This is a genomic window from Cytobacillus firmus, assembly GCF_023612095.1.
In the GTDB taxonomy this organism is placed as follows: domain Bacteria; phylum Bacillota; class Bacilli; order Bacillales; family Cytobacillaceae; genus Cytobacillus.
In genome coordinates, this window is sequence record NZ_CP086235.1 from 82,501 (window position 1) to 107,313 (window position 24,813).

The 24,813-nt window shown below is 45.2% G+C and carries 23 protein-coding genes, 2 tRNA genes and 2 pseudogenes (1 of these 27 only partly in view); 2 read left to right on the top strand and 25 right to left on the bottom strand.

Annotated features, from left to right (window positions below; translation table 11 throughout):
* The 19 genes and pseudogenes from lysS to spoIIE form a co-directional block, all read right to left on the bottom strand.
* Window positions 1-1,192, bottom strand: the 5' portion of a protein-coding gene (lysS, locus tag LLY41_RS00485) for a lysine--tRNA ligase (RefSeq protein ID WP_304586654.1). Its footprint begins 299 nt before the window's first position; the window shows 1,192 of its 1,491 coding nt (coding positions 1-1,192); its start codon is at window positions 1,190-1,192; its stop codon lies beyond the left edge, outside the window.
* 210 nt (window positions 1,193-1,402) lie between these two features.
* Window positions 1,403-2,404: a tRNA dihydrouridine synthase DusB gene (gene dusB, locus LLY41_RS00490; protein ID WP_304586655.1), complete on the bottom strand. Its 1,002-nt coding sequence runs from the start codon at window positions 2,402-2,404 to the stop codon at window positions 1,403-1,405.
* 37 nt (window positions 2,405-2,441) lie between these two features.
* Entirely contained in the window at window positions 2,442-2,657 is a 216-nt protein-coding gene (locus LLY41_RS00495; RefSeq protein WP_095246076.1) for a helix-turn-helix domain-containing protein, read from the bottom strand.
* The gene (gene folK, locus LLY41_RS00500; RefSeq protein WP_304586656.1) at window positions 2,609-3,136 is read right to left on the bottom strand and encodes a 2-amino-4-hydroxy-6-hydroxymethyldihydropteridine diphosphokinase; all 528 of its coding nucleotides are present in this window, start codon (window positions 3,134-3,136) and stop codon (window positions 2,609-2,611) included. Before folK ends, LLY41_RS00495 begins: the two co-directional genes overlap by 49 nt.
* Window positions 3,133-3,495 (bottom strand): dihydroneopterin aldolase, encoded by a 363-nt coding sequence (gene folB, locus LLY41_RS00505; protein WP_053433218.1) that lies wholly within the window; start codon window positions 3,493-3,495, stop codon window positions 3,133-3,135. Before folB ends, folK begins: the two co-directional genes overlap by 4 nt.
* Entirely contained in the window at window positions 3,488-4,324 is an 837-nt protein-coding gene (folP, locus tag LLY41_RS00510) for a dihydropteroate synthase (protein ID WP_304586657.1), read from the bottom strand. The genes folB and folP overlap by 8 nt, the downstream gene beginning before the upstream one ends.
* An 11-nt stretch (window positions 4,325-4,335) precedes the next feature.
* A complete protein-coding gene (gene pabC / locus LLY41_RS00515; RefSeq protein WP_095246073.1) occupies window positions 4,336-5,193 on the bottom strand; it encodes an aminodeoxychorismate lyase in 858 nt (285 codons plus the stop codon).
* A gap of 3 nt (window positions 5,194-5,196) precedes the next feature.
* Window positions 5,197-5,790 carry an aminodeoxychorismate/anthranilate synthase component II gene (pabA, locus tag LLY41_RS00520; RefSeq protein WP_095246072.1) on the bottom strand — a complete coding sequence of 198 codons (594 nt, stop codon included), beginning with the start codon at window positions 5,788-5,790 and terminating at the stop codon, window positions 5,197-5,199.
* Window positions 5,787-7,201: pseudogene (pabB, locus tag LLY41_RS00525) on the bottom strand (aminodeoxychorismate synthase, component I). Before pabB ends, pabA begins: the two are co-directional and overlap by 4 nt.
* Window positions 7,202-7,314: 113 nt before the next feature.
* A complete protein-coding gene (gene cysK, locus LLY41_RS00530; protein ID WP_095246070.1) occupies window positions 7,315-8,244 on the bottom strand; it encodes a cysteine synthase A in 930 nt (309 codons plus the stop codon).
* Between the two features lie 195 nt (window positions 8,245-8,439).
* Window positions 8,440-9,306 (bottom strand): peptidyl-prolyl cis-trans isomerase, encoded by an 867-nt coding sequence (locus tag LLY41_RS00535; RefSeq protein WP_304586658.1) that lies wholly within the window; start codon window positions 9,304-9,306, stop codon window positions 8,440-8,442.
* A 142-nt stretch (window positions 9,307-9,448) separates the two neighbouring features.
* On the bottom strand, window positions 9,449-10,327 hold the full coding sequence (gene hslO, locus LLY41_RS00540) for an Hsp33 family molecular chaperone HslO (RefSeq protein WP_095246068.1): 879 nt from the start codon (window positions 10,325-10,327) through the stop codon (window positions 9,449-9,451).
* 53 nt (window positions 10,328-10,380) lie between these two features.
* Window positions 10,381-11,160 (bottom strand): type III pantothenate kinase, encoded by a 780-nt coding sequence (locus LLY41_RS00545; RefSeq protein WP_179289095.1) that lies wholly within the window; start codon window positions 11,158-11,160, stop codon window positions 10,381-10,383.
* A 454-nt stretch (window positions 11,161-11,614) separates the two neighbouring features.
* A complete protein-coding gene (gene ftsH, locus LLY41_RS00550) occupies window positions 11,615-13,606 on the bottom strand; it encodes an ATP-dependent zinc metalloprotease FtsH (protein ID WP_095246066.1) in 1,992 nt (663 codons plus the stop codon).
* Window positions 13,607-13,748: 142 nt separating this feature from the next.
* Entirely contained in the window at window positions 13,749-14,294 is a 546-nt protein-coding gene (gene hpt / locus LLY41_RS00555; protein ID WP_258747180.1) for a hypoxanthine phosphoribosyltransferase, read from the bottom strand.
* Between the two features lie 23 nt (window positions 14,295-14,317).
* Window positions 14,318-15,706: a tRNA lysidine(34) synthetase TilS gene (gene tilS / locus LLY41_RS00560; RefSeq protein WP_095246064.1), complete on the bottom strand. Its 1,389-nt coding sequence runs from the start codon at window positions 15,704-15,706 to the stop codon at window positions 14,318-14,320.
* 161 nt (window positions 15,707-15,867) lie between these two features.
* Window positions 15,868-16,845 (bottom strand): serine/threonine protein kinase, encoded by a 978-nt coding sequence (locus LLY41_RS00565; protein ID WP_095246063.1) that lies wholly within the window; start codon window positions 16,843-16,845, stop codon window positions 15,868-15,870.
* Window positions 16,814-17,551 (bottom strand): VWA domain-containing protein, encoded by a 738-nt coding sequence (locus LLY41_RS00570; RefSeq protein WP_061793575.1) that lies wholly within the window; start codon window positions 17,549-17,551, stop codon window positions 16,814-16,816. Before LLY41_RS00570 ends, LLY41_RS00565 begins: the two co-directional genes overlap by 32 nt.
* A 90-nt stretch (window positions 17,552-17,641) precedes the next feature.
* Window positions 17,642-20,122 carry a stage II sporulation protein E gene (gene spoIIE, locus LLY41_RS00575; protein WP_304586659.1) on the bottom strand — a complete coding sequence of 827 codons (2,481 nt, stop codon included), beginning with the start codon at window positions 20,120-20,122 and terminating at the stop codon, window positions 17,642-17,644.
* A 356-nt stretch (window positions 20,123-20,478) separates the two neighbouring features.
* On the opposite strand from spoIIE, the gene LLY41_RS00580 reads away from it, so the two are divergent.
* A tRNA-Met gene (locus tag LLY41_RS00580) sits at window positions 20,479-20,552 on the top strand.
* 70 nt (window positions 20,553-20,622) lie between these two features.
* Window positions 20,623-20,694: transfer RNA gene (locus LLY41_RS00585), tRNA-Glu, on the top strand.
* 128 nt (window positions 20,695-20,822) lie between these two features.
* Here the strand turns inward: LLY41_RS00585 and LLY41_RS00590 are convergent.
* The 6 genes and pseudogenes from LLY41_RS00590 to mazG form a co-directional block, all read right to left on the bottom strand.
* Complete coding sequence (locus LLY41_RS00590) at window positions 20,823-21,278, bottom strand: S1 domain-containing RNA-binding protein (RefSeq protein ID WP_095246067.1); 456 nt, start codon at window positions 21,276-21,278, stop codon at window positions 20,823-20,825.
* A 353-nt stretch (window positions 21,279-21,631) separates the two neighbouring features.
* Window positions 21,632-22,033 (bottom strand): annotated as a pseudogene (locus LLY41_RS00595) (FtsB family cell division protein); the annotation flags it as partial.
* 15 nt (window positions 22,034-22,048) lie between these two features.
* Complete coding sequence (gene yabQ, locus LLY41_RS00600) at window positions 22,049-22,681, bottom strand: spore cortex biosynthesis protein YabQ (protein ID WP_304586660.1); 633 nt, start codon at window positions 22,679-22,681, stop codon at window positions 22,049-22,051.
* Complete coding sequence (gene yabP, locus LLY41_RS00605) at window positions 22,678-22,980, bottom strand: sporulation protein YabP (RefSeq protein WP_095246060.1); 303 nt, start codon at window positions 22,978-22,980, stop codon at window positions 22,678-22,680. The genes yabQ and yabP overlap by 4 nt, the downstream gene beginning before the upstream one ends.
* Window positions 22,981-23,070: 90 nt before the next feature.
* Window positions 23,071-23,337: an RNA-binding S4 domain-containing protein gene (locus tag LLY41_RS00610; RefSeq protein ID WP_095246058.1), complete on the bottom strand. Its 267-nt coding sequence runs from the start codon at window positions 23,335-23,337 to the stop codon at window positions 23,071-23,073.
* A 17-nt stretch (window positions 23,338-23,354) separates the two neighbouring features.
* Window positions 23,355-24,809: a bifunctional methyltransferase/pyrophosphohydrolase YabN gene (gene mazG / locus LLY41_RS00615; RefSeq protein ID WP_095246057.1), complete on the bottom strand. Its 1,455-nt coding sequence runs from the start codon at window positions 24,807-24,809 to the stop codon at window positions 23,355-23,357.
* Window positions 24,810-24,813 lie beyond the last annotated feature (4 nt).

Genomic DNA, 24,813 nt, shown 5'->3' on the forward strand with positions numbered 1-24,813 from the left:
CGTCATTTTTCTTCGCAAGCGGCGAAATTTCTACAGGATGACCAAAGATGAATGTCGGCTGAATTAATTTCTCTTCAACCTTCTGCTCGAAGAATTCATTAACAATATGACCATATTCCATATTGTCTTTGATTTCAACACCATGTTCTTTCGCAAGCTGCTGGGCTTCTTCCTTACTTGTTTCTTTCCAGAAGTCTACCCCTGTGTATTCCTTAATGGCATCTACCATATGAAGCCTTTTCCATTCAGGCTTCAGATCCACTTCGTACTCGCCGTATTGCACAGTAGTTGTTCCAAGCACTTCCTGGGCGATATGGGCAATAAGGTTTTCAGTCAGGCTCATGATATCTCTATAGTCAGCATATGCTTCGTATAATTCAATCATAGTGAATTCAGGATTGTGACGTGTAGATACACCTTCATTACGGAATACGCGGCCAATTTCATATACCTTTTCTAGGCCGCCCACAATCAGACGCTTCAGATGAAGCTCAATCGCGATACGCATATAGAGTTCCATATCCAGTGCGTTATGATGAGTGATAAATGGACGTGCTGATGCACCCCCTGCAATGGAATGCATCATAGGTGTTTCAACTTCCAGGTAGCCATTGCTGTCAAGGTAGCGGCGCATGGATTGGATAATGCGGCTTCTCGTGACGAAAGTTTTTTTGCTTTCCTCACTCATAATGAGATCCAGGTAACGCTGGCGGTAGCGCTGCTCAACGTCCTTAAGCCCGTGGAACTTATCCGGCAGCGGACGCAGTGATTTTGTCAGGAGGACAAATTCCTCTGCTTTTACAGACAGTTCGCCTACTTTTGTTTTAAAGAGCTTGCCGCTGATCCCGACAATATCTCCCAGGTCTGCAGTTTCGAAGATGGAGTAGCTTTCTTCTCCAACAGCATCTTTGCGGACATAGATTTGGATTTGCCCTGATAAGTCCTGTACATGAGCGAATCCGGCTTTCCCTTTTCCGCGCTTCGTCATGATGCGGCCTGCCAGTGTAACAGAAACATCCTTTTCCTCAATTTCTTCCTTCTCAAGCTCACCGTACTGCTCAATTAATTCATTGCTTTGGTGTGAACGGTCGAAACGTTTCCCGAAAGGATCCATTCCCTGTTCGCGCAAGCTGTTCATTTTATCGCGTCTTACTTTCAACTGGTCATTTAATTCTTCATGACTCTGGCTCACTGAAATCATCTCCATTTTGTAAATCTTTTTATGTACGCATAATTCGGCGGTCGTTCAAAAATGTATATCTCTATTATTTTACACAAAGCGGGTAAATCAGACATCCTAAATAGTTAAATAGAATAAAAACTGCCAGTTCATGCACTGGCAGCTTCCATTTATCAAAAGTATTATAGGCAAAGAATGACAGCCTGTCAAACTTTACGCAGCTTATACAGCCTGTATCTGGCTTCTTTCTTTTTCTTCTGCATCAAGGACAAGAGCGTTAAGAACACTCACCAATTCTTTTCTTGTATTGGATTCATTAATTCCATTGCGGACCTTCGCATTGCCGCGGATTCCTTTCAGGTACCATGCAGCATGCTTTCGCATTTCGAGTACAGCGATATGTTCACCCTTCAATGAAATCAGACGGTCCAGATGGAGGATGCACACATCCATTTTCTCGCGTACAGAAGGCTCACCCATTAATTCGCCAGTCTCAAGGTATTTAACTGTACGGTAAATCATCCATGGATTCCCCAGAGCAGCCCGTCCGATCATGACACCGTCACAGCCTGTTTCATCCAGCATGCGCTTGGCAGCCTGAGGTGTTTCCACATCACCATTTCCGATAAGCGGAATGTTAATGTTCTGCTTTACTTCGCGGATAATATCCCAGTTCGCTTGTCCTTCATACATCTGGACACGCGTACGGCCGTGAAGGGCTACAGCTTTGCCCCCTGCGCGTTCAACCGCCTGGGCGTTTTTAACAGCGTAGATGTGATCTTCATCCCAGCCCATCCGCATTTTTACGGTAACCGGCTTTTCAACAGCGGCTGTTACAGCAGAAACCATTTCATAAATTTTATCCGGGTCAAGCAGCCACTTGGCACCCGCATCACATTTGGTGATTTTAGGGACAGGGCAGCCCATGTTAATGTCGATGATATCCGCATTCGTATTTTGATCTACAAATTTCGCCGCTTCTACAAGCGTTTCTTTTTTGCCTCCGAAGATCTGCAGGCTTAGCGGCTTTTCTCTTTCATCAATATAAAGCATGTCCATCGTTTTTTCGTTCTGGAGGACAATGCCTTTGTCGCTGACCATCTCCGCACATACAAGACCGGCACCGAATTCTTTCACAGTCAGACGGAAAGCGGAATTACATACTCCGGCCATTGGAGCCAGTACCACACGGTTTTTCAGCTCGATATCACCTATTTTGAACATAATTGCACCTCCCTCTGTCATTATTCTCACTTATATATTAATCCTGCTCCTGTATGGGAGCCAATTCTTCCTGTGTCACTTTAAGCGCCAGAGCGATCTGCTCGATTAAAGCCGGTGCAGGCATGCGGTTTCCTCTTTCAATTTCACCTAAAATTGAAACCGATACACCCAGCTCTCTTGCAAATCCTTCTTGCGTAAATCCTTTTAGCTTTCGAAAAGCGCGAATACGTCTTCCCCATTTTTCTGCTTCCATATCCGTACTCCCTCTCTGTCAGGTATATCTTCCAGTATTGAAATTAAAGGCCGCTCCATCTTCGGAAGCCTGATGCTGGAATCAACCTCTAAAAGAGGAACAAGGACAAACGCTCTTTCATGCATCCGAGGATGAGGAACTATTAGCTTCTCTGTTTCAATATTTTCGTGACTATACAGCAAAATGTCAAGGTCTATTGTCCGCGGGCCCCAATGGATTTCCCTTTTTCTCCCAAGCTGTAATTCGATATCAAGGCATGCATCCAGCAATTCAAAAGGATTTAAGCCGGTAGAAATTTGGATTGCCATATTCAAAAATTGTTCTTGATCTTCATAACCGACCGGATCTGTTTCATAAACAGATGAAGTATTTACCACTTGGGTTTCCGGAAGCTGATCAATCCTCTCAACTGCTTTCTTCAAGTGGTTAAACCGGCTTCCGATATTTGAGCCGAGCGCAATAAAGGCGGTGTTCCTCATGATCTGCCTCTCGTAATCTCGACCGCTACTGATTGATAGTGGCCGGGAATAGGCGGATCAGGCTTGATGACTTTTACCGTCAGCTGCAGAATCAGCGGGAAACGGGAAAGCAGTTCTGCTGCCAGTTTTTCTGCGACAGCTTCAACCAGCTTATAGGGCTTCCCTTCCACCACCTCTTTGCACACTGCATACAGCTCACCATAGTTAATGGAGTCATCAAGATTATCCGTTTCCCCCGCCTTTTTCAGGTCTGCTTCGACAGTAAGGTCTACAGCAAAGCGCTGGCCAAGCCGTGTTTCTTCCGGGAAAACACCATGGTAGCCGTAAAACTCCATTCGGTTCACATAAATTTTATCCATTGTAATCACCTTTTCCCATTAAAGCGTCCATCATTTTAGCCATTCGGCTCATTTCCTTTACATCATGAATGCGGATCATCTGGCAGCCCTTTTGGATGCCGAAGCACACCGTTGCTCCCGTTCCTTCTGTCCGCTCCTCAACCGGAAGGTCCAGAATGGTTCCGATCATCCGCTTCTTCGATGTGCCTAGCAGCACAGGATACCCGATAGCCACAAGCTTGTCCAAATCCCTCATCATTTCCAGGTTATAGTTCAAGTCCTTGGCAAAGCCGATGCCCGGGTCAAGGATAATATTCTCGTCTTTAACACCTGCAGACTTTACAAGCGCTATGCTTTCGTACAGGTCATTCATGACATCACGGAAAAAGGATGTGTATTCCATATCCTTGCGGTTATGCATTAGTATGATCGGCGCCCCTGTTTCTGCTGCAGCTGCCGCCATTTCAGGATCGGCTTTGGCTCCCCACACATCATTGATAATGTGGGCCCCGGCTTCAATGGCCTGCCTGGCGACTTCCGCTTTATAGGTATCAATGGATATCGGAACATCCACTTCCTTTGAAATTGCCTCGATAACAGGAAGAACACGTCTCAGCTCTTCGTCTGCAGGCACCGGATCAAATCCCGGACGGGTTGACTCGCCGCCGACATCGATGATATCTGCTCCGTTTTCAACCATTTCAAGAGCATGCTTGACTGCCAGATCCTGCTGACTGTATTTGCCCCCATCCGAAAAGGAGTCAGGCGTTGCATTCAAAATTCCCATCACAATGGTTTTCTTCCCGTAATCAAGCGTATATGGCCCACACTGAATTGTTTTTTTAGACATTCTGGATCCTCCTACAGTTCATTCCTGCTCCATAAGTGTTCACAGCGGTTTTCATAGTGCATCTGGAGCTCCGATGTTTTCTTCCCGGATACCCCAGGCATAGAATGGCCGTCAAACGAAGAAATTGGCACAATTTCCTGGATGGAATTCGTGACAAAAACTTCATCCGCATCCCTTACAGCTTCCGGTCTGTACAGGCCTTCCTGCACATTCATCTCCAGCTTTTCGGCAAGCCTGATCACAAATTTCCGGGTAATGCCGTTTAGTATGCCGGTTTGAAGAGACGGGGTAAATAACTGGCCATCACGAATCCAGAATAAATTCGAAGTGACCCCTTCTGCCAGGTAGCCATCCCTGGTCAGAAAGATCCCTTCTATGCCTGGATCGTCCCCCGCTTCCTTTTTAGCCAGAATGTTATTTAAATAATGGTGGGACTTCAAACGTTCGGCCCCTTCAGGTGTATTGCGGGGAATCTCCAGCATCACTGCCTGCTTTTCTGCGCTTGCATTTCTTGGCGGAAGCGGTTTGCAGAAAATAATCGTATTCGGGTTTTTGTACGAATCTGTCTGCAGGCCAATCTCGCCGTTACCCGCTGACACATTCATCCGGATATAGGCATTATAGTATCCGTTTTTTCCAAGCAGCATTTCAAGCATCTCGAGCACTTGTTCCCTTGTGTAGCCAGCTTCTATATTTATGGCTTTAAGGCTTTGGTTCAGCCTCTCCAGATGATCGTCCAATAAAAAGGGATGCCCATTATAGACACGGAACGTCTCAAACAGCCCCATTCCATATAAAAAGCCATGATCAAAAGGAGAGATTCTGGCCTCTTCTTTCCTGACAACTTCCCCATTCATATAAATATACAATGTTTACAGCCCCTCTGCCTGCAGTGCGGCTTTGTAATGCTGAATAAAATTCTGAAGGAGTTCCTTTCCGGCCGCAGTCATAATCGACTCAGGGTGGAATTGGACACCTTCTACAGGCAGTTCCTTATGGCGAATGGCCATAATTTCTCCCTCAGCTGTCCATGCAGACACCTCAAGACAGTCCGGAAGTGTTTCCTTTTTGACAATCAGCGAATGGTAGCGGGTAGCAGGAAAAGGGTTGGGCAGGTCTTTAAATATGGTTTTTCCATCATGAAAAATGTCAGAGGTTTTACCATGCATCAGACGCTCCGCCTGCACCACATCGCCCCCGAATACTTGAGCAATCGACTGATGTCCCAGACAAACGCCAAAGACAGGGATTTTGCCTGCAAAAGCTTCAATGGCTTTCAGGCTGATGCCTGCTTCATTCGGGCTGCACGGCCCCGGAGAGATCATCAGGAACTTCGGCTGCATACTGCCTATTTCAGAAATCGATGTTTCATCGTTTCTTTTGACAACCAGCTCTTCGCCTAATTCACCGAGATACTGCACGAGATTATACGTAAAAGAATCATAATTATCGATCATATAAATCATAGCTGATCCCCTTTTGCCTGTTCTGCGAGTTCTTTTGCTTTCCAAAGAGCAATCGCCTTCTTCAGCGACTCTTTATATTCATTTTTCGGATTGGAGTCAATGACGATGCCTGCACCTGCCTGCACATGAGCCTGTCCATCTTTCACGAGCATAGTGCGGATGATAATATTCAGCTCCAGATCACCGCTGAAATTGATCCAGCCAAGAGAGCCGGTGTATGGTCCCCTTGTGACCGGTTCAAGCTCTTCAATGATTTCCATGGTGCGCACTTTAGGGGCACCTGTAATCGTTCCCCCGGGAAATACAGCGTCAATGATATCAACCGCATTCTTCCCGTCAGCAAGCTCCCCTTTTACATTTGAAACGATATGCATTACATGTGAGTATTTTTCAATAACCATGAACTCATCCACTTCAACTGTTCCATATTCGCAGACTCTTCCCAGGTCATTTCTCTCCAGGTCAACCAGCATTACGTGCTCTGCACGCTCTTTCTCATTTTCAATCAGTTCACTGGCGAGCTCGAGGTCCTCCTCATGATCCTTCCCGCGGGATCTTGTTCCGGCAATCGGCCGCGTGCTGACGGTGTTTCCTTTTTCTTAATCAGCAGCTCCGGTGATGCGCTCACAAGCTGGTATGCAGGTGTGTGAAAATATCCCATGTATGGAGAAGGATTTAACACTCTCAGCTGTTCGTATACATCCATAGCCTCAGTATGCATAGGGCGGCTTTGTCGTACCGATAGATTCACCTGAAAGACATCTCCCTGTGAAATATATTCCTGAACACTCCGGACAGCAGACTGGAATTCTTCTTCGTCCATGGATACTCCAAGTGTTTGTTCTGCCTGACAGCATCCCCCTGCCTCAGAAGGCTTTCCGCTCTCATTCTTCCATTTCTGCTCCCAATTCTCTGCCCGTTCCCCGATCGAGTGCTCTTCCTCTTTTTCATATAAGAATAGAAGCCAGAGCTGTTCTGTTTCATGATCAAAGACAAAGCAATCTTTATAAATAAAAAAGTGGATATCAGGTATTTGCAGATCATCCCGGGCTTCATCCGGAAGCTTTTCGATATATCGCGCGTAGTCATAGCTGATGAATCCGATGGCACCTCCCTGAAAGTCAGGAAGTTCTTCAAGCTTATCTGCTTTATATTGATTCAGCCATTCCTGCATCAGGTGAAGGGGGTTGCCTTCGAGCACCTGCTTTTCTCCGTTTGCATTGATTTCAAGCTGTGAATTTTTGCCTGTTAAAATGGCTTCCGGCTCAAAAGCTGCAATACTGTACCTGCCTCCCCGTCCGCTTTCCAGTAAAACATGATAGGGCAATCCCTCCGACAGCGAGCGGTATGTGCGGAAAAACCGGTTATATGTATATGGTATTTTTTTTGCATGAATCTGAAGATGCTTCACTAAAAGTCACCCCTATATAGTTCTCTATTTTTCATCATACATGATACAGGGCATGCTTTCATAATTTTTATTAAACAAAAAACAGCGGCCATCAGAGACCGCTGTCCTATCAATTATTCCGCTTCAAATTGGTATAAAGGAGTACTTAAATAACGTTCGCCATTACTTGGAAGAATGGCCAGAACTTTTTTGCCCTTGCCAAGCTCTTTAGCGACCTTCAGTGCCGCACTGATCGCCGCACCGGAGGAAATTCCTCCAAGGATACCTTCTTCCTTGGCCGCACGGCGGGCATAATCAAATGCCTCATCGTTCGTAATCTGGATTACTTCATCATAAACCTTTGTATCCAGTGTATCCGGCACAAATCCCGCTCCAATGCCCTGGATTTTATGCGGTCCTGGTTTTCCGCCTGATAGGACAGGTGAATCAGTTGGCTCCACTGCGTAAATTTTGATGTTTTTATATTTTTCTTTAAGCACCTGGCCGGCTCCTGTAATGGTTCCGCCTGTTCCGATTCCGGAAATGAAGGCATCCAGCTGGTCACCCATTTGCTCTGCAATTTCAGGTCCTGTTGTTAAACGGTGAATTTCAGGGTTCGCAGGATTCTCAAACTGCTGTGGCACGAAATAGCCATGTTCCTTAGCCAGCTCCTGCGCCTTGCGGATCGCACCGTTCATTCCTTCCGGTCCAGGTGTGAGGACAAGGTCAGCTCCGTATGCACGCAGCAGGTTGCGGCGCTCCATACTCATTGTCTCCGGCATCACAAGAACGGCTTTATAGCCTTTGGCTGCGGCAATCATCGCTAATCCGATTCCTGTATTTCCGCTTGTCGGTTCAATGATGGTATCACCTGGTTTAAGACTTCCATCTTTCTCTGCAGCCGTGATCATTGCCAGGGCAATACGGTCTTTTACGCTGCTCCCCGGATTCATGTATTCCAATTTCAGATAAACATCTGCGCTATTATCATCAACTAGACGGTTTAGTTTCACAATTGGCGTATGGCCAACAAGATCTGCAATTGAATTTGCTACACGTACCATTTTCCCCACTCCTTATTTCCGACTATTTTTATTGGTTTAATCTAAATTTACCAATTTCCAATGGGAATGTCAATGAATTTGACTGCTATTTAAAAGAAAATTCATACTTTTGTCATTATAGATAAATACCCATCTCTATTCATGATACTCAATTTAGGCAGAAAAAAACACGGAATTCGCTCCGTGTTTTTATATTTACTTCTCACCGTAAAACCATTCCACATCCGTCTCTTTCCAAAACGGCTTGGCAGAGACAGGAACATCCATCTGCTCAAGTGCTATCTGGCGGCGAATCATGTTTTTCACCTCTTTAAAGGAATACTTTTCTCCCTTTAAATGCTCATGAAGCATGACAACAGCATAGCCATCTTCTGTTTTTACCGGCTTGGTCCATTTGCCGGGCTTCAGGTCTTTGACCTGTTCCAGGACTTCTGCCGGTATGTGCTCATCATCTTCACTGACATACCCTGCATTTCCCCCAAGGTTGGCAGTGAATTCATCAATGGACCGCTCCATCGCCAGCACAGAAAAGCTGGAGCCTTCTTCTAGCTCCTTCACTGTCTGCTCTGCTTCTTCTTTTGTTTTCACAATGATTTGAGAGATGTGATAGCTGTCAGGAACATGAAATTGGCTGCTGTTCTCTTCATAGTAGCTCTTCAATTCCTCTTCTGAGACAGAGACATCAGCCGTCAGCAGCTCTTCAAGAATAAGATTGTTCTTGATTTGCCTTCTCCATTTGTCTTCACTCATCTCATCGGTGAAATTGCCGCCGTACATCGTCTTGACCATTTTCAGCTCAAGATCTACTGCCTTATCAGAGATTTTCACTCCGTATTTTTTCCCGGCTTCCTCAATGACCTTTTGATCGATTAATTCGCTTAAGGTGGTTTTTCCGTACTTCGTTTCCATCTCACTCATCCATTCCTGGCGAGTGATTTTTTCTCCGCCGATTTCAGCTACTGCTTCCCCGCTCCCATCGCCTTTAAAAAGCAGAAAGGCCAATGTGATAAGATTCAGCAACACTAAACCGCCAATGATCATTAAAAGCTGTCTCTTTTCCAAGTGCTCCTCCCCCTAAGAAAAGCGCAAGCACCTGTCCCTCCCCGACACTCGAGGCGGCAGGCACTGAAGCTGGACATTTCTTTAAGTTCAAAAAAACAAAAGCGTTTGGCCCCGGCCTCAGGACCGGCAAACGCTTATATTATCATTTTACTTCGTTTTTCAATTCTTCCAGTTCTTCTTTTGTGTAATGATATTTCTCGTTGCAGAAGTGGCAGGAAGCTTCAGCCTGTCCGTCTTCATCGATCATCTGCTGGATCTCGTCTTCACCGAGGCTGATAATCGCATTGGCAAAACGCTCTTTTGAACATGTGCAGGTGAAGGATACAGGAAGCTTTTCAAGGAACTTCACATTATCTTCGCCAAGAATCGTTTCCAATAGCTCTTCAGGCGTTAATCCCTGCTGAATCAATTTGGATACAGGCGGGATTTCTTTCAGTCTGTTTTCAATTAGAGTGATCGTCTCTTCATCCGTTCCCGGCATAAGCTGAAGAATGAATCCCCCAGCGGCAAGAATGGAATTGTCAGGGTTAACAAGGACACCCACCCCAACAGAAGAAGGAACCTGTTCAGAAGTAACAAAGTAATAGGTGAAGTCTTCCCCAAGTTCTCCCGAAATCAGCGGAACCTGTCCTGTGAAGTGTTCTCTCATGCCAATGTCCTTCACGACCGACAGGGTCCCTTCAGTGCCGACCGCGCGGCGAACGTCAAGCTTGCCCTGCTCATTAAGATCGAAGTGCGTCTGCGGGTTTGTTACATATCCGCGCACCTCTCCATTTGCATTGCTGTCTACCAGAATGGCGCCAATTGGGCCGCCGCCTTCGATTTTGACCGTCAGTTTGTTATCGCCCTTCAGCATCGCACCCATCATCACGCCAGCCGTCATGGCTCTTCCTAAAGCAGCTGACGCGGTTGGCCATGTATAATGTCTGCGCTGGCCCTCCCCAACTGTATCGGTAGTGCGGGATGCATAGGCACGGACTTGTCCATCATATGCAAGTGCTTTTACTAAATAATCGCTCATTTTTTGCTCCTTTCGAGAGAAACTGCTTTAATGAAAGCAGCTTTTTAAGCTTGCTATTTCTTTATGTTTTCCATATTTCGTTTATAAATAATCTGCAGGCCCTTTAGTGTTAAAAATGGATCCACAACATCAATGATATCCGACTCTTGTGCGATGAGCCCCGCAAGGCCTCCCGTGGCAATGACAGTCGGCTTTTCATCTGCCTGATCTTTCATTCTTTTTACTATACCTTCAACCTGGCCGACGTAACCATAAAGAATTCCAGCCTGCATGGCAGATACGGTATTTTTTCCGACAATATGATCAGGTCGGGCAATTTCTATTCGCGGAAGCTTCGCTGCACGGGAATAAAGAGCCTCTGTTGAAATCCCGATTCCCGGGGCAATGGCGCCGCCCATATATTGTTTATTTTCATTGATATAGCAATAGGTAGTGGCTGTTCCAAAATCGACAATAACTAACGGGCTTCCGTATTCATGAATGGCAGCGACTGCGTTGACAATGCGGTCTGCTCCCACTTCTTTCGGGTTATCATACTTGATGTTTAAACCTGTCTTGATGCCAGGACCTACAACAAGAGGCTTCACATGGAAATATTTCTGGCACATTCTTTCAAGCGAAAACATAATTGGCGGCACTACCGAGGAAATGATAATGCCATCTATATCTGAAAAGGAAAGATTCTCATTGTCAAACAGAGACTTTACAATCATTCCATATTCATCTTCTGTTTTATTCCGGTTGGTTTCAATTCGCCAATGATGCTTTAATTCATCTTGGTCATATACACCCAGAACGATATTCGTATTCCCTACGTCGAAAACAAAAATCAACATTCTCACCACTTTATGATTATTTAAATGAAGTATTATTTTTGGCTCTTTTTCAAAGATTATTGTTTTTTTGCCTATGAATTCAGCCCGTTGATCTCCGCTCCAGGCACTTGCTTTCCGCGGGGAGGAATGCGAGCCTCCTCGGCTTCGCCTGCGGGGTCTCACACTTCCCTCTCCTCCCGCAGGACATTGAATAGGCTTCCTCGATTGAACACCGCACGAAGGAAATGCGTCAGCATTTTCGAGGATCAAGTGCCTTCCGCTCCAATCAACTCAGAGGTCTAATAAAGTTACATGCCTAAATAACAACAAACCTTACGAATACAGCCTTATTTTTTCACTGAAAACATCATATCACAACTGCTGTTGTTTCGTGTAATCGAAAATTCCGGGCGGTCTTGGAAATGATATTTTTCGGCAAAAAAAAAGCGCCCCTGGAGGCGCTTTTCGATTATTATTTGTCTTTGCGTTCTTCGTCGATGGCAGGAGGCACATCCGCTTCTGCGGGGCTTGAGCCTTCCCTTGTTTCAGGGATTTCGCCTGTTTCAGCAGGATCCTCTTTCTTGATGCTGATGTTTACTTTCACATCTTCATCCGTTGAAATGGAAGTCACTGGACGATCTGGCAGTCTGCCATGGTCTGATAAGTGCTTGATTTGTTCCGCATCAAGCGTTTCAACTTCAAGCAATGTATTGGCGATCAGATTCAGCTTATCGCGGTTTTCTGTTAAGAGCTTTCTTGCTCTTTCATAGGATTCCTTGATAATGCGCTGGATCTCAAGATCGATTTCATATGCGATTGCATCTGAATAATTCTGTTCATTATGGAAGTCACGTCCAAGGAATACCTGGCCGCCCTGAGACTGACCGAACTGCAATGGGCCGAGCTTGTCGCTCATTCCGAATTCGGTTACCATGCGGCGGGCAATGCCTGTCGCACGCTGGAAGTCATTATGGGCACCTGTGCTTACTTCACCAAAGACGATTTCTTCAGCCACACGTCCGCCAAGCAATCCGACAATTTTGTCGAGAAGCTCAGGCTTTGTCTGGAAGTAGCGGTCTTCTTTTGGAAGCATTACTGCATATCCTCCGGCCTGGCCGCGCGGCACAATTGTAACCTTATGAACCATTTCTGCTTCATCAAGCACTAAACCGATGACTGTATGACCTGCTTCATGGAAAGCAACGATGTTTCTTTCCTTCATAGAAATAACACGGCTTTTCTTAGCGGGACCGGCAATTACACGGTCTGATGCTTCATCTAAATCTGTCATATCTATCTTTTTCTTATTTCGACGGGCTGCGACAAGGGCCGCCTCATTCAATAAGTTTTCTAAGTCTGCTCCTGAGAAACCAGGTGTACGCTGCGCAATAGCCTTTAGGTTGACACTCTCATCAAGAGGTTTATTGCGTGCGTGTACTTTAAGTACAGCTTCACGACCTGTTACATCCGGGCGGTCAACTGTAATCTGTCTGTCAAAACGTCCCGGACGCAATAATGCCGGGTCAAGAATATCCGGACGGTTAGTGGCAGCAACGATGATAATTCCCTCGTTTGCTCCAAATCCATCCATTTCAACTAGAAGCTGGTTAAGGGTCTGCTCGCGTTCATCATGTCCGCCGCCTAGGCCGGCACCACGCTGACGCCCTACAGCATCAATTTCATCGATAAAAATAATACATGGCGCGTTCTTTTTCGCATTTTCGAATAAGTCGCGGACACGGGAAGCACCCACACCGACGAACATTTCAACGAAGTCAGAACCGCTTATTGAGAAGAACGGAACGCCCGCTTCACCGGCAGCTGCCCGTGCAAGCAAGGTTTTACCTGTTCCCGGAGGTCCCACAAGAAGAACCCCTTTAGGAATTCTGGCTCCCAATTCAGCAAACTTGCGCGGGTCTTTAAGGAACTCAACGACCTCAACAAGCTCCTGCTTTTCTTCATCGGCGCCTGCAACATCTTTAAAGCGCACTTTCTTTTTGCTTTCATCATACAGCTTGGCTTTGCTTTTGCCGAAGTTCATCACACGGCTGCCTCCGCCCTGCGCCTGGTTCAGCAGGAAGAAGAATAGTATGAAGATGATGATGAAAGGAATGATTGACGTAAAGAATGTAACCCAGCCGCTTGTTTCCTTAGCCGGCATAACATCGACATCCGATGTCTGGGCTAATTGATCCACACGGTCAAGGATATTATCATTGTTCATGATATAAGTCAGGAAGTATTTGTCTTCCTCATATCCTTTAAGCTGACCCCGTACTTCAAAAACACCTCTCTCAGGCTGAAGGGAAATGGACGTAATATCGCCGCTTTCCAAGTGATCAACAAATTTATTATAAGAGATGTGCTCCGTTGGTTCATTGTTGCCGTTAAAGAAGCTGACAACTCCAATAATGACTAAAAATATTAATAAATAAAAGATGGTATTCCGGAAGATCCGATTCATCCCTTACCTCCTCCCACGGTAAACAAACTATAGTGTATAGTATCATAGAAAATCGTGCCAATACAAGGAATTAGACTTCTTAAAACCGGGTGATTCTTGTTTCAGTAAAGGGCTTTAATCCAAGATCATACTTAGGATTTCCTTAATCGTTATTGCTGTATACTTCCGGCTTAAGCACTCCAATATATGGAAGATTGCGGTACTTTTCCGCATAATCAAGGCCATAGCCGACTACGAACTCATCAGGAACAATAAATCCCACATAATCAGCTTTGATATCAGCCTTTCTTCCAGTTGGCTTGTCAAGCAGTGTTACAATCTTAATGCTTTTCGCTTTTCTGTAGCGGAACAGCTCAACCAGATAGCTGAGTGTCAAGCCGCTATCGATGATATCTTCAATGATCAGAATATCTCTGCCTTCAACAGAAGTATCAAGGTCTTTCAGGATTTTCACTTCTCCTGAAGAAACCATTGAATTCCCATAGCTTGATACATCCATGAAGTCCATCTCAAGATATGTATCCACACGCTTTAAAAGGTCGCTCATGAAAGGCATTGCCCCTTTTAAAACACCAATGGCAAGCGGGAATCGGTCCTGGTATTCTTCAGTAAGTTCAGCAGCAAGGGATTTAACCTTATCCTGCAGCTCCTCTTCCGAAATCAGTACTTTTTCAATGTCATTTTTCATCATTTAATGTGCCCCCTAGAAGATCATTGCTTTATGTATTTTAAAATAATATAGCTGGTGCAGGATTGCTGCTGCCTATCATCATGCGATTTCTTCAAACCAGGCACCCATAGGATCCTGCCTTGTGCATCTGTCACGATTGGCCAGGTTTTCCGATCATGCAGCGGAATTTTATGATCGATGAAAATGTCCTTAATCTTCCGGGACCCCTGCATTCCTTTAAGCGTCATGCGGTCTCCCTTTTCTCTTGTCCTGATAATGATTGGAAAAGAAACACTCTCCCTGTCTATTGCCAGGGTATCATTGTTTAGAATTCCATCAGGACAGGCAGCATATTCAAGGATAATCGATCCGCCGTTTGGGAGTTTAATGCTTGCAGGTTTGAAGATTTCATATCGATAGGATTGTACAGTTTCCTTCGGGAATAAAAAGGTGCATTGCCGGTAGGAGCGTACAATATGTAAACCGCCTGGAAAATCTAAATTTCCCGATGGATGAGGACTTTTCATTAAGGAAAAAACACTCTCTATATGAGATGCCGATAACGATGCCGGCCTTTCCTTATAAAGATAGTTTAATATTAGTTGAATCCCTCTCCTTTGTAAAGGCATTGGCATTGCCTCAAAAGCATCGATATCCACACTAATTTCCTCATTGGCATTCTTTTTCATTACTGTATTCATTTTATGGACGGTTAATTCCTGCAGATATGCTTCATCACTTTGCAAATCTTCACTAAATCTTTGAAAATGCTCATGCACCTGGGGATTTTCTTTTCTCAGGAATGGGAGCACTTCCTGCCTGAAACGGTTGCGGCTGTATATGCCTTTTTCATTGCTTGGATCCCGCCTGGGGTTCAGGCATTCTTTCAGGCAGAAGCTTTCGATTTCAGCTCTATTCAAGCACAGGAAAGGGCGGATGATCGTATAATCGCCAAATGGACGCTTGAAGGGGATCCCTGCTCTTGCGCTGCCGGCGCTTCCCCTTGTGAGACGCATTAAAATGGTTTCAACCTGATCGTCGCCATGATGTCCCAGCGCTATATAGTCTGCCCCATATTTCTCGGCTATTCTTTGAAAGAAGCTGTAGCGGCAATCCCTGGCAGCGGTCTGTGAACTCTTCCCGGACTTCTCCATATACTCAGGCACATTCACTCTTTCCATTTCAAATGGAATGGCTTTGTCCCTGCAGTAATCCTTCACAAACATGGCGTCCTGAAGAGATTCTTCACCTCTGAACATATGATCGACATGTGCGGCAATCAGTTCTGTCTGATATTGCTGCTGCCTGCTCCAAAAATAATGGAGCAGGGCGATGGAATCCGGCCCTCCTGATACACCGATTACTATTTTCTTATTTTTTAAATCCAATCCCTTTTTCTTAAGGAAAGCACTCACTTTCTCTTCGAGCATAGGCTTCTTCCTTATCCAATTTAAATATATTTACTACTACCCCTGCAAAAGGCAGCATAATCCTTCCTATAGAAAAGCATATCATTATTAAAGGGTAAATACCAAAAGGGATTAAGCTTATAATACGGATCAACGAAAAGAAAGTTTCATTTATTTCATTTTCAAAGCAGCTGCCCATAAATATATAAGAAATATAGCAGGCTTACAATAAGGGTAATCAGCAGGGTTTCAAAGAAGCTCCCTTTCTGTTTTTTCTGCCTGTTCATTTGCCTGCTGGCAGGCTGAGGGCTGGCGGTTTGTCCGGGATTTCTGCTTACCGTACTCCTTTGCGCCGGATTTGCACGGGTGAGCTGGAGCATATCGTTTCTCATTTCACCGGCTGAGCTATACTGGCCCTGCAGAGCATTCAGAATAACATCTTCGTATTTCAGCAGTTCTTTCTTTTGGCGGACCATCATTTTGAGCTGTTTAAGGTCACCGGTTGTCTTGGCAAACCTTTTTGGATAGGCCGTATTGATTAAAATCATGGCAGCAGCAAAGAGATCATAAGCAGGGTCAGCCTTTCTGGTCCCGAGTCCCCAATAGCCGCGATCATAAAACTCAGTAAATTCCTTTATTGCCCTTCCCTGAATGGTGGTGCCGCCCACATCAATGGTGCGAATTCTCGATGGAGGACCTGTTACGATCAGATTATCCGGCTTTAAATCGCCGAACACCCAGCCCGCTTTATGGAGTGCATCCAGATCGTTCAGAAGCTGTACAATTAAAACACCGGTCCAGGATGGCCCCTTCTGCTGAATGTATGTCAGCAAATCAGGACCCTGTATATATTCCATTACATAGAATGAAACCTTACCGCTCCTTCGTTCCCAATCATCGACATCAAGCAAAGAAGGCCCGAGGGCAGAGCCTTGGACCTTTGCAAAGGATTTAAGGACGTTCACTTCGGACGTAATGGACATCCCGTTATCACTCATTTTCAAAGCAACCTGCTGATTTTGGTTTTTGGCGAGATACACAATCCCATTAGCACCATACCCCAATTCCTTTACAATGGTATATCGGCTGCGGTGCCACTTTCCTTCAATCACAGTACCAGGGTTTACTTTACACTGACTCTTCAAAGAATGATTCATCATCACGGGAAAGCAGACTCCTTAATGAACGTTTTTTCTTGAAATGGTTTAGTGCTTCATGAATGGCCGGGCCTGTTGGCGTAATCCCGCCTGTTGTCAATTTCGAAAATATGCTGGTCAGCGATTCAAGATTCGGTGTCCAATCCAGCAGTTTTTCGACATCTTTCTTTTTCCCGGGAAATACGAACACAGAAAAACGGTTATCACCAGAGCGGGCATTGAGGCTCAGGGACAGATCCAGCAGGGCTTCCTTAACGGTCGGGAGCTTATGTTTCATGCTTGCACTGGTATCCACGAGGACCAGCACTTCAAGCTCGACCGTCTCACCCAATTCATCTACGACCTCCATCACTTCGCCGCGCTGATCAGGCGGGAGATCCTCCATTGTTTTCGAACCGCCCAGAATCTGCTGGAGCTCTTTGTTCACCACTCCCTGAAGTGTCTGGGTCATGGCTTTTCTCGTCACCATCTGTACCGTCTGGGAAAGCTGCTGAGAGTAGACGACCTGACTGACTCCGCCTCCTGACATGGCGATTCCTTCAATTTCATTCATTCCCTGTTCATCAATGACATCCTGCTCCATGACTCCGATTACATTCACGGTTATTCCCTGCTCCTTGGCCAGAGCCGCCATGGCAATAGGATCTTCACCCTGATTTGAACAGCCATCCGTTATCAGTAAAATCTGCTTCAGTGTTCCTGTTTTCATTTGAAACTCCCCTCCACATATGAGTTGTTAGCATTTTCGACTGAATGGAAGGGAATTATACATAAAAATACTTCTCGATGAGCAAATTAATCAGTTGGCTTTTTGGCGGATGGCGTGCACAGGGATGCTTGTCCATTTCGGTGTATTATGCTTAACCTTTGAAACCACCACTGTCATATCATCCTCTATATTTCCAGACCTTGACCTGATCACCTCTTCCATAATGAGATCGGCCACTTCCTGCGGATCGTCCGTCTTCAACTCGGATATTTTGCGCTTCATCCACAAATCAAAGTTCTCCACATGTTTCGGCCCTTCAAACACACCATCACTCATCATGATCAATAAATCACCGGCTTTAAGCTGCTCACTGACCACATCAACATCAAATTCCTGAATGATGCCCATCGGAAGGTTGCTGGCCTGAATTTTCATTACCTTAGGACCTCTTTTTACAAAGCTTGGAGTTGATCCAATTTTCAAAAATTTTGTGTCAGCATTCTGCAGATCAATCATAGCCAGATCCAAAGTGGAGAAGATTTCGTCTGTGGTCCGCAAAGAAAGAACGGAATTGACGGATTTAATGGCAACCTGCTCTTCAATGCCCGATTGAAGAATTTTCTGCAATAGCTGAAGTGTTTCCTGGCTTTCCGCATGGGCCCTTTCCCCATTGCCCATTCCATCACTGATCGCAATCGCATACTTTCCGCAGCCCAGCTCAATAGTGGAATAGCTGTCCCCGGACACTAGGCCCCCGTCCTTCGCAGCATGCGCCACGCATGTTTCAACCACGAATGCCTTGGCTGACCGGAATGTAACATGGCAGTATCCATTCGGAAACGCGGCACATTCCTCTGAATTTACTAATATCGTTTCTCCCAAAATATCAGATAGCATCGGTGCAATGAGCTTTTCACATTCCCCATGCCCCTGGCAGTATGGGATGGTCATATCAATGTCGACATTTCCCTGCTCCAGGCTGTAGATTTCCACCTGCTCGATATGAATGCCAAACTCCTGAAGTGCCTCAAGGATCTGTTCTTCCTGTTTATGATGATTTTCCCGCTCTCTCTGAATTTCCTTGGCAAAGTCACCCATCACTTCCGAAACACCCCTCAGCTGGTCGGCTACCAGCCTCCTGCTTTCCTGAACCTGCTTCTTCAGCTTTTGGTTCGCTTTATAATAAGTCAGCTCTTGCTGAACGGCTTCTGTCACTTTTTTCGATCTTGTGCAGTACTTTTCCCAATCCCGCGCAAGCTTCGGAGACAGGGCACCTTCGTTGTTGTCCACATCATGCATAATATCCATCATATAGTCATAGGTTGTATTAAAGTTCTTTGACCAGCAGTGATCCTTCTTAAAGCAAGTCTGACAGGTTTTCTCCGTTACATTGCTTAAGAAATAATCCACTTCCCTGTCACCGTCCTCTTCCCATTGGGACGGCTCATCATGAGAGGAAAAGCTTTTTGAAAGAGCCTGAAAGACGCTCGAAAACTGGGCAACGCGCTGTGCTGTCACATCACGCATTTTTCTCATATATTGCTGCTGTTCTGCGGCATATTCAGGTGTTCCCGGGACTTGCTTAGCCAATTTCATTGTAAGTGCCTGCGGTGTTAGTAAAAATAAGAGAATGGCTGCACCTGTTTCTGACAGAGTTTTCATGAGATTTCCGCTGCCCTCTCCATACATGCCCATCAGGAGTGTCGCAACCAGCAGGCCGAATGCCACTCCAACCTTCCTGCCTTCTTTTAAAAGGCCTCCTAAAAGGCCCGCAAAAGCAAGCAGACTCATATGATAAAAGCTCGATATATTCGCAAGGGAGAAGATCAGGCCGGTTACCACCCCTACTGTAGAACCGACTGTAGCTCCTGCCACAAAGGCGAAGAGCAGGACAAGGTAGCGTGACATAATATGCTCCACTGAAAGATCATAGACCGTCCAGCCGATGGTTCCCGTCATGACAGAAGCCAGCATAATGATCAGGCAGACGATTTCTTCGGTTTTCAGTGATTGTCTGCGTTTATTTATGGATAGCAGCGGCAGTCCCTGCAGAAAAATAAGCGTCAGGATGAAGCCAAGGCTCGACTCGACACCGGCCATCATGCCATCATATAAAGTCAGCTGCCCCTTTATAATGAAGGCCTCCAGGAGCTTGCCTGCCAAGAGAGTGAAAAATACATAAAAAGGCAGTGCCCTGATTTCATTGGACAGCCATTTCTTTGAGACCCGGAAAGCGAATAAAAAGATGAAGGTGATTCCAAAAGCAGATACCGCATTGGATATGGATAATGTGGCGGCGCCTGCTATTAATCCCACCAGTGCCAGGGGTGCCTTATCCCTTCGTATGAAATATACCGCGGCAAAAAACGGAAGGCTAAATGGGGTAAGCTTCGCCAATATCAAGGCTCTTCCAAGCAAAAAGCCAATGATCAGCAGAACATAGCCTTTTTTCAGAAAGAAATTCTCCAGCCCTGATTGGAGCTTTTTTAAGCCTTTGGCAATATCCAGTTTCGGTTTGTTGAAGGGCACTTCCCCGATCGGCTCCATTACATTCCTTTCTACCTTTTCCATTAAACTACACTCCCCATTTTTTTATCGTTGCTGACAATTATAAAATCAAGCGCTCCAGAAGTTTGTCAAAATAGCGGACAAGCCCAGGCTTTTCGTTCGACGGTTTTCCACTATATATGGGGATAGATAACAAGATTTAAAATGGGACTTCCTGAGGTTCGGTTTAGTTCTGACAAAAAAAGTAAACAAACCGCTGGAATGACAGCTTTCTGTCAAAAGCGAAGCATGGAAGAAATTGACGAAGCGGCAAGGGAAATTTACGACATATTTCTTTTAATATCTTATTGACTTCCTTTTTAAAAATTTGTATGATAAATCTTGTGCTTCAGGGCACATCTAGTAATCTATTGAAATTTGGCGGTGTAGCTCAGCTGGCTAGAGCGTACGGTTCATACCCGTGAGGTCGGGGGTTCGATCCCCTCCGCCGCTATCATGAAATGCGCAAGCGCGTTGCCCAGGGGCGAAATGCGGAAGCGCGTTGCAAAATCTATTATTATCCCGGCCCGTTGGTCAAGCGGTTAAGACACCGCCCTTTCACGGCGGTAACACGGGTTCGAATCCCGTACGGGTCATTTCAAAAGAGCGTCAGCCTTAGGCTGGCGTTTTTTTGATGGCTGAATTTGCGTTATTAAACAGCACAAAAAAACAAGCCCACCCGGACTTGTTTTCCATCCTGCTATATAGATCGATCAGCAGCAAGTTAGCCTCGCTTAGCTCCTCTTCCTCCGCGCTTGGATTCAGTATGGCGTTTTAGCGATGACAGACGATCTTCGCTGTCCTTCAGGAAACGGGCCATTTTGGCTTCAAAGTTTTCTTTAGGGCGATAGTCGTTTGATCGGTTTTGGCGAGGGCGGCCAGAATTGGAATTCGGTCTGTATTCTTTTCTGTCTCCTCTTTCAGGTCTTTCAGAACGCTCAGGCCGGTCTTTTGCCTTTTTGATGGATAATCCAATCTTGCCGTCCTTTTCGACATTAATGACTTTCACTTCAACCATGTCACCCACTTTTAGGTGCTCATTAATATCTTTTACATACTTGTCAGCGACTTCACTTATGTGCACCAGACCGGTTGAGCCTTCCGGCAGCTCCACAAATGCTCCGAAATTTGTAATGCCTGTAACCTTTCCTGTTAACTTGCTGCCTGCTTCGATTGACATTAAAAAAACTGCCTCCTTGAAAGATATAAAGTGAAACTTCAATCAGTGGGGGTTTTCCTTATCCCCCACTGATTGTTAGTCGCGTTCTGAGTGTCGCTAAGATCTCCGCTAGCGCTTCGATCAATCGACACTACGAACCCGATTGGTTCAACTAAGCCTCTGCCTGCGCGTCGGCAAGTTTCACTGTATCTCACCAATCGGGCCTTTACGGGCAGTTTGATCCCCACTTATCCTCTTTGATTCCTCAAAGTCTTGAAGTGGGGGTCTTACTGCCCGTTAGACTGCGATAAAGTGAAACTTTTATATATATTATACAGAAACCAAAAAAAAAGTGTCAATATAGCCTCAATCGGCCTTTTTTTCTCTCTTCTTTCTTTTTCCGCATCTTCTTCAGGGAGGTTAAAGATGATTTCGTTATTGTCAGATAGGAAATAATCTTTGCGGGCAAGCTTCGCGATATACTCATCATCATTCAGCTTAACAATTTCTTCTTCGAGCATTACTTCTTTTTTCTTCAGGTCAGAAAGCTCCTGATCCAGCCTGGTTTTCTCTTCCACTTTTTCTTCCAGAGCAGCAGACTGCGAAACGAGTGTTGTGATCATAAAAAATGAAACGACGGCTGCCAGTGTGAAAAATGCTGCTAATCTGCGAAATAAAAGCTTTTTCTTCCGGCCTGCACTGATCTCTGCTGCTTCCTGCTGTTTGACATAGCTGGTTTCCATTTTGGCTACATTTTTCTTCTTGGTGGCACTCATTTCCGCACTCCCTCCTTACTCTTTAGGTTTTTTCCACTTAGCTGTCCATTTTAAAACATTATTCTTTATCCGCTGTAAATATCCTGCCAATTTATTATATAACTTCTCGACTGTTTTTTTAATCTTTTTCGGCAAAAGTTTCCATAAAAGTGACAAAATCCATTTGACAGGCAGAAAAACAATCTTCAAGATGAACCAAAAGACTCGAAGAATGACTTTTAAAAGGGAATAAAGTCCTTTTCCAAGCATGACGGCAATCGCAATTAACGCCATAATCAGACCCTGGATGGGTTTATAGATGAGCAAAGTTAAGGTCTTCACGAAAAAGCGGTATATGGAGATCGCCATTCGGATGGATATCTCCAATACCCGCAGATACATTTTCTTAAATAAACTTTGATAAGCGGCAAACCCGCACAGCAAAGCAATGAAAATATAAAACCTCAATTCGCCCTTGTTCACCAGGAATAAAATATAGAAGATTGCCAGGCCCTGTACGACCCAAAAAAGAAAATCATTAATAAAAACAAGCCAGCTTTTCCGCTTGGTCCTTTGCAGGAAACGATTATACGTATCAAGGGCAGCCCCAAATACACTTCCCATGCCAATCATCGCCAGCATGGTCACAAATTGAGTGGTCAGTGTCATCGGAACAACTTGCTAAAGAAACCTTTAGCTTTGTCTCCATTCTGATCATCAATATAAACAAGGTCAAATACCTTCCCTTTGATGGAAACAATTCCCTTGTCCACATCGAGATTCTTCATCTGCAGATTCTGCCCTCTAATCGCAAGGAAACCCATCACTGTCTCCAGCAAAAACTCTTCATTATCAAAGCTTTCCACCTGTTTAACACCCGTAATATCAAGCAGCCTTCTGCCTCTCATAATGACATCATGTTCCTGAGTATTGGTTTTGTTTGGATTTGACTCATAATATTGACTCATTATTCATCCCCCGCAATCACATAGTACAACCTTTTTGTACATGTTTATGAATGGGGGATTAAAATAGAACAAGCCGGGATGAAAAGCAGCTTATGCTTCCGATTCCACTTTTTCTTCCTTCACAATCGAGTACATGCCGGCCGCTTCTTCCTTGCGGGTCGTTTCCTGCAGGCGTTCCACCTTGACTGTTACCAGCTTCTGGCCAAAGCGGACTTGAAGCTCATCGCCCACTTTAACCGTGGAGCTTGCTTTTGCCTGCTGTCCATTTATCTTGATCCTTCCCTGATCAGAGACCTCTTTTGCCAGTGTCCTTCTTTTGATAAGCCTTGATACTTTTAAAAATTTATCTAATCTCATTTAGCGCCACTCCTCTATTAATAGCCTTTGGATTTTGCCTCATTCCAGAATTCATCGAGCTGTTCGAGCGTAAAGTCTTCAAATTTTCTGCCGCTCATCATTACCCTTTCTTCCACATGCTTAAAACGGCGGATGAATTTTTCATTTGTTTTTCTCACAGCTTCTTCGGCATCAATTTTATAAAAACGTGCAATATTCACAAGAGCGAACAGGATATCGCCAAATTCCGGCTCCATCTCCGGGCTGGAGTCTGCGGCTTCCTTCTCGAATTCGGCAATCTCTTCTTTTACCTTCTCCCAGGCAGGCTCAACTTCCTTCCAGTCAAAGCCGACTTTTGCTGCTTTTTTCTGAATTTCAGCTGCTCTCATCAAGTTCGGGAATGATTTCGGTACAGAATCCATCATGGATTCCTGTTTGTCACCCTTTTCTTCCTGCTTAATGCTCTGCCAATTTTTCAGGACATCTTCTTCATTTTCAGCCTGCACATCGCCAAAGACGTGGGGATGGCGGCGGACCATTTTTTCGGAAAGGCCTTCAATCACATCATCGATGGCAAAGTATCCTTCATCCTCGCCGATTTGAGCATGAAGCATCACCTGGAGAAGGACATCGCCCAGTTCTTCCGTCATATGCTCGGTATCTTCATTATCAATCGCTTCAATCAGCTCATAGGCTTCTTCGATTAGATATTTCTTTAATGATTCATGGGTTTGCTTTTTATCCCATGGGCAGCCGTTTGGTCCGCGCAATTCAGCGATAATGCTGCGCAGCTTTGAAAAGTCTTTATACAGGACAGCCTCATCTTTTACAGGGGGCACATATACGGAAGTTAAGTTATTCAGCTCCATATTATGATCCAATTCATGCAGTTGCACCTTTTTGATCACTTCTTCGCTGCTTCCGGCAGCTGTTACAATATAAACCTCGTAATCGTAAGGGAGCTTTTCCATCAATGTCAGCTTGACGTCACTCGCAACAAACTGATCATACACCTGTCCAATAATGACGTGCTGTGCCACCTGAATTTCATCTCTTTTCAGATCCGTTCCATCCAACAGCTGAAAACCTTCGATCGGATCGATCCTTAAAGCCTGAAATAAAGGATCCAGGAAGCTTTGTCCTCCTCCGATCGTGATCTCAATGCCTCTCTGCGGAGCCCGCTCTATGAGAAGCTGAACCGTACGCTCCGCAACAAGCGGATGCCCCGGAACTCCATATGTAACCTCTTTGGCAAGAGCTTCATTCAGGAGAAATTCACAAATCTCCTCATATACTTCTTCAAACTGCTCATGCTTTTCGTAGATATGATCAAAGGACTGATATGTCAGCCCTTCCTGTTCGAGATCACGCAGAACCGGATGCTCTCTAGTCCGCAGGTAAAGAGCCCCTGTATTTTTAAGCTGTCGATATACGCCAAAAGGAAGCTGATCCAGATCTCCTGCTCCAAGTCCGAGAATGGTTATTTTTTTCATAAAG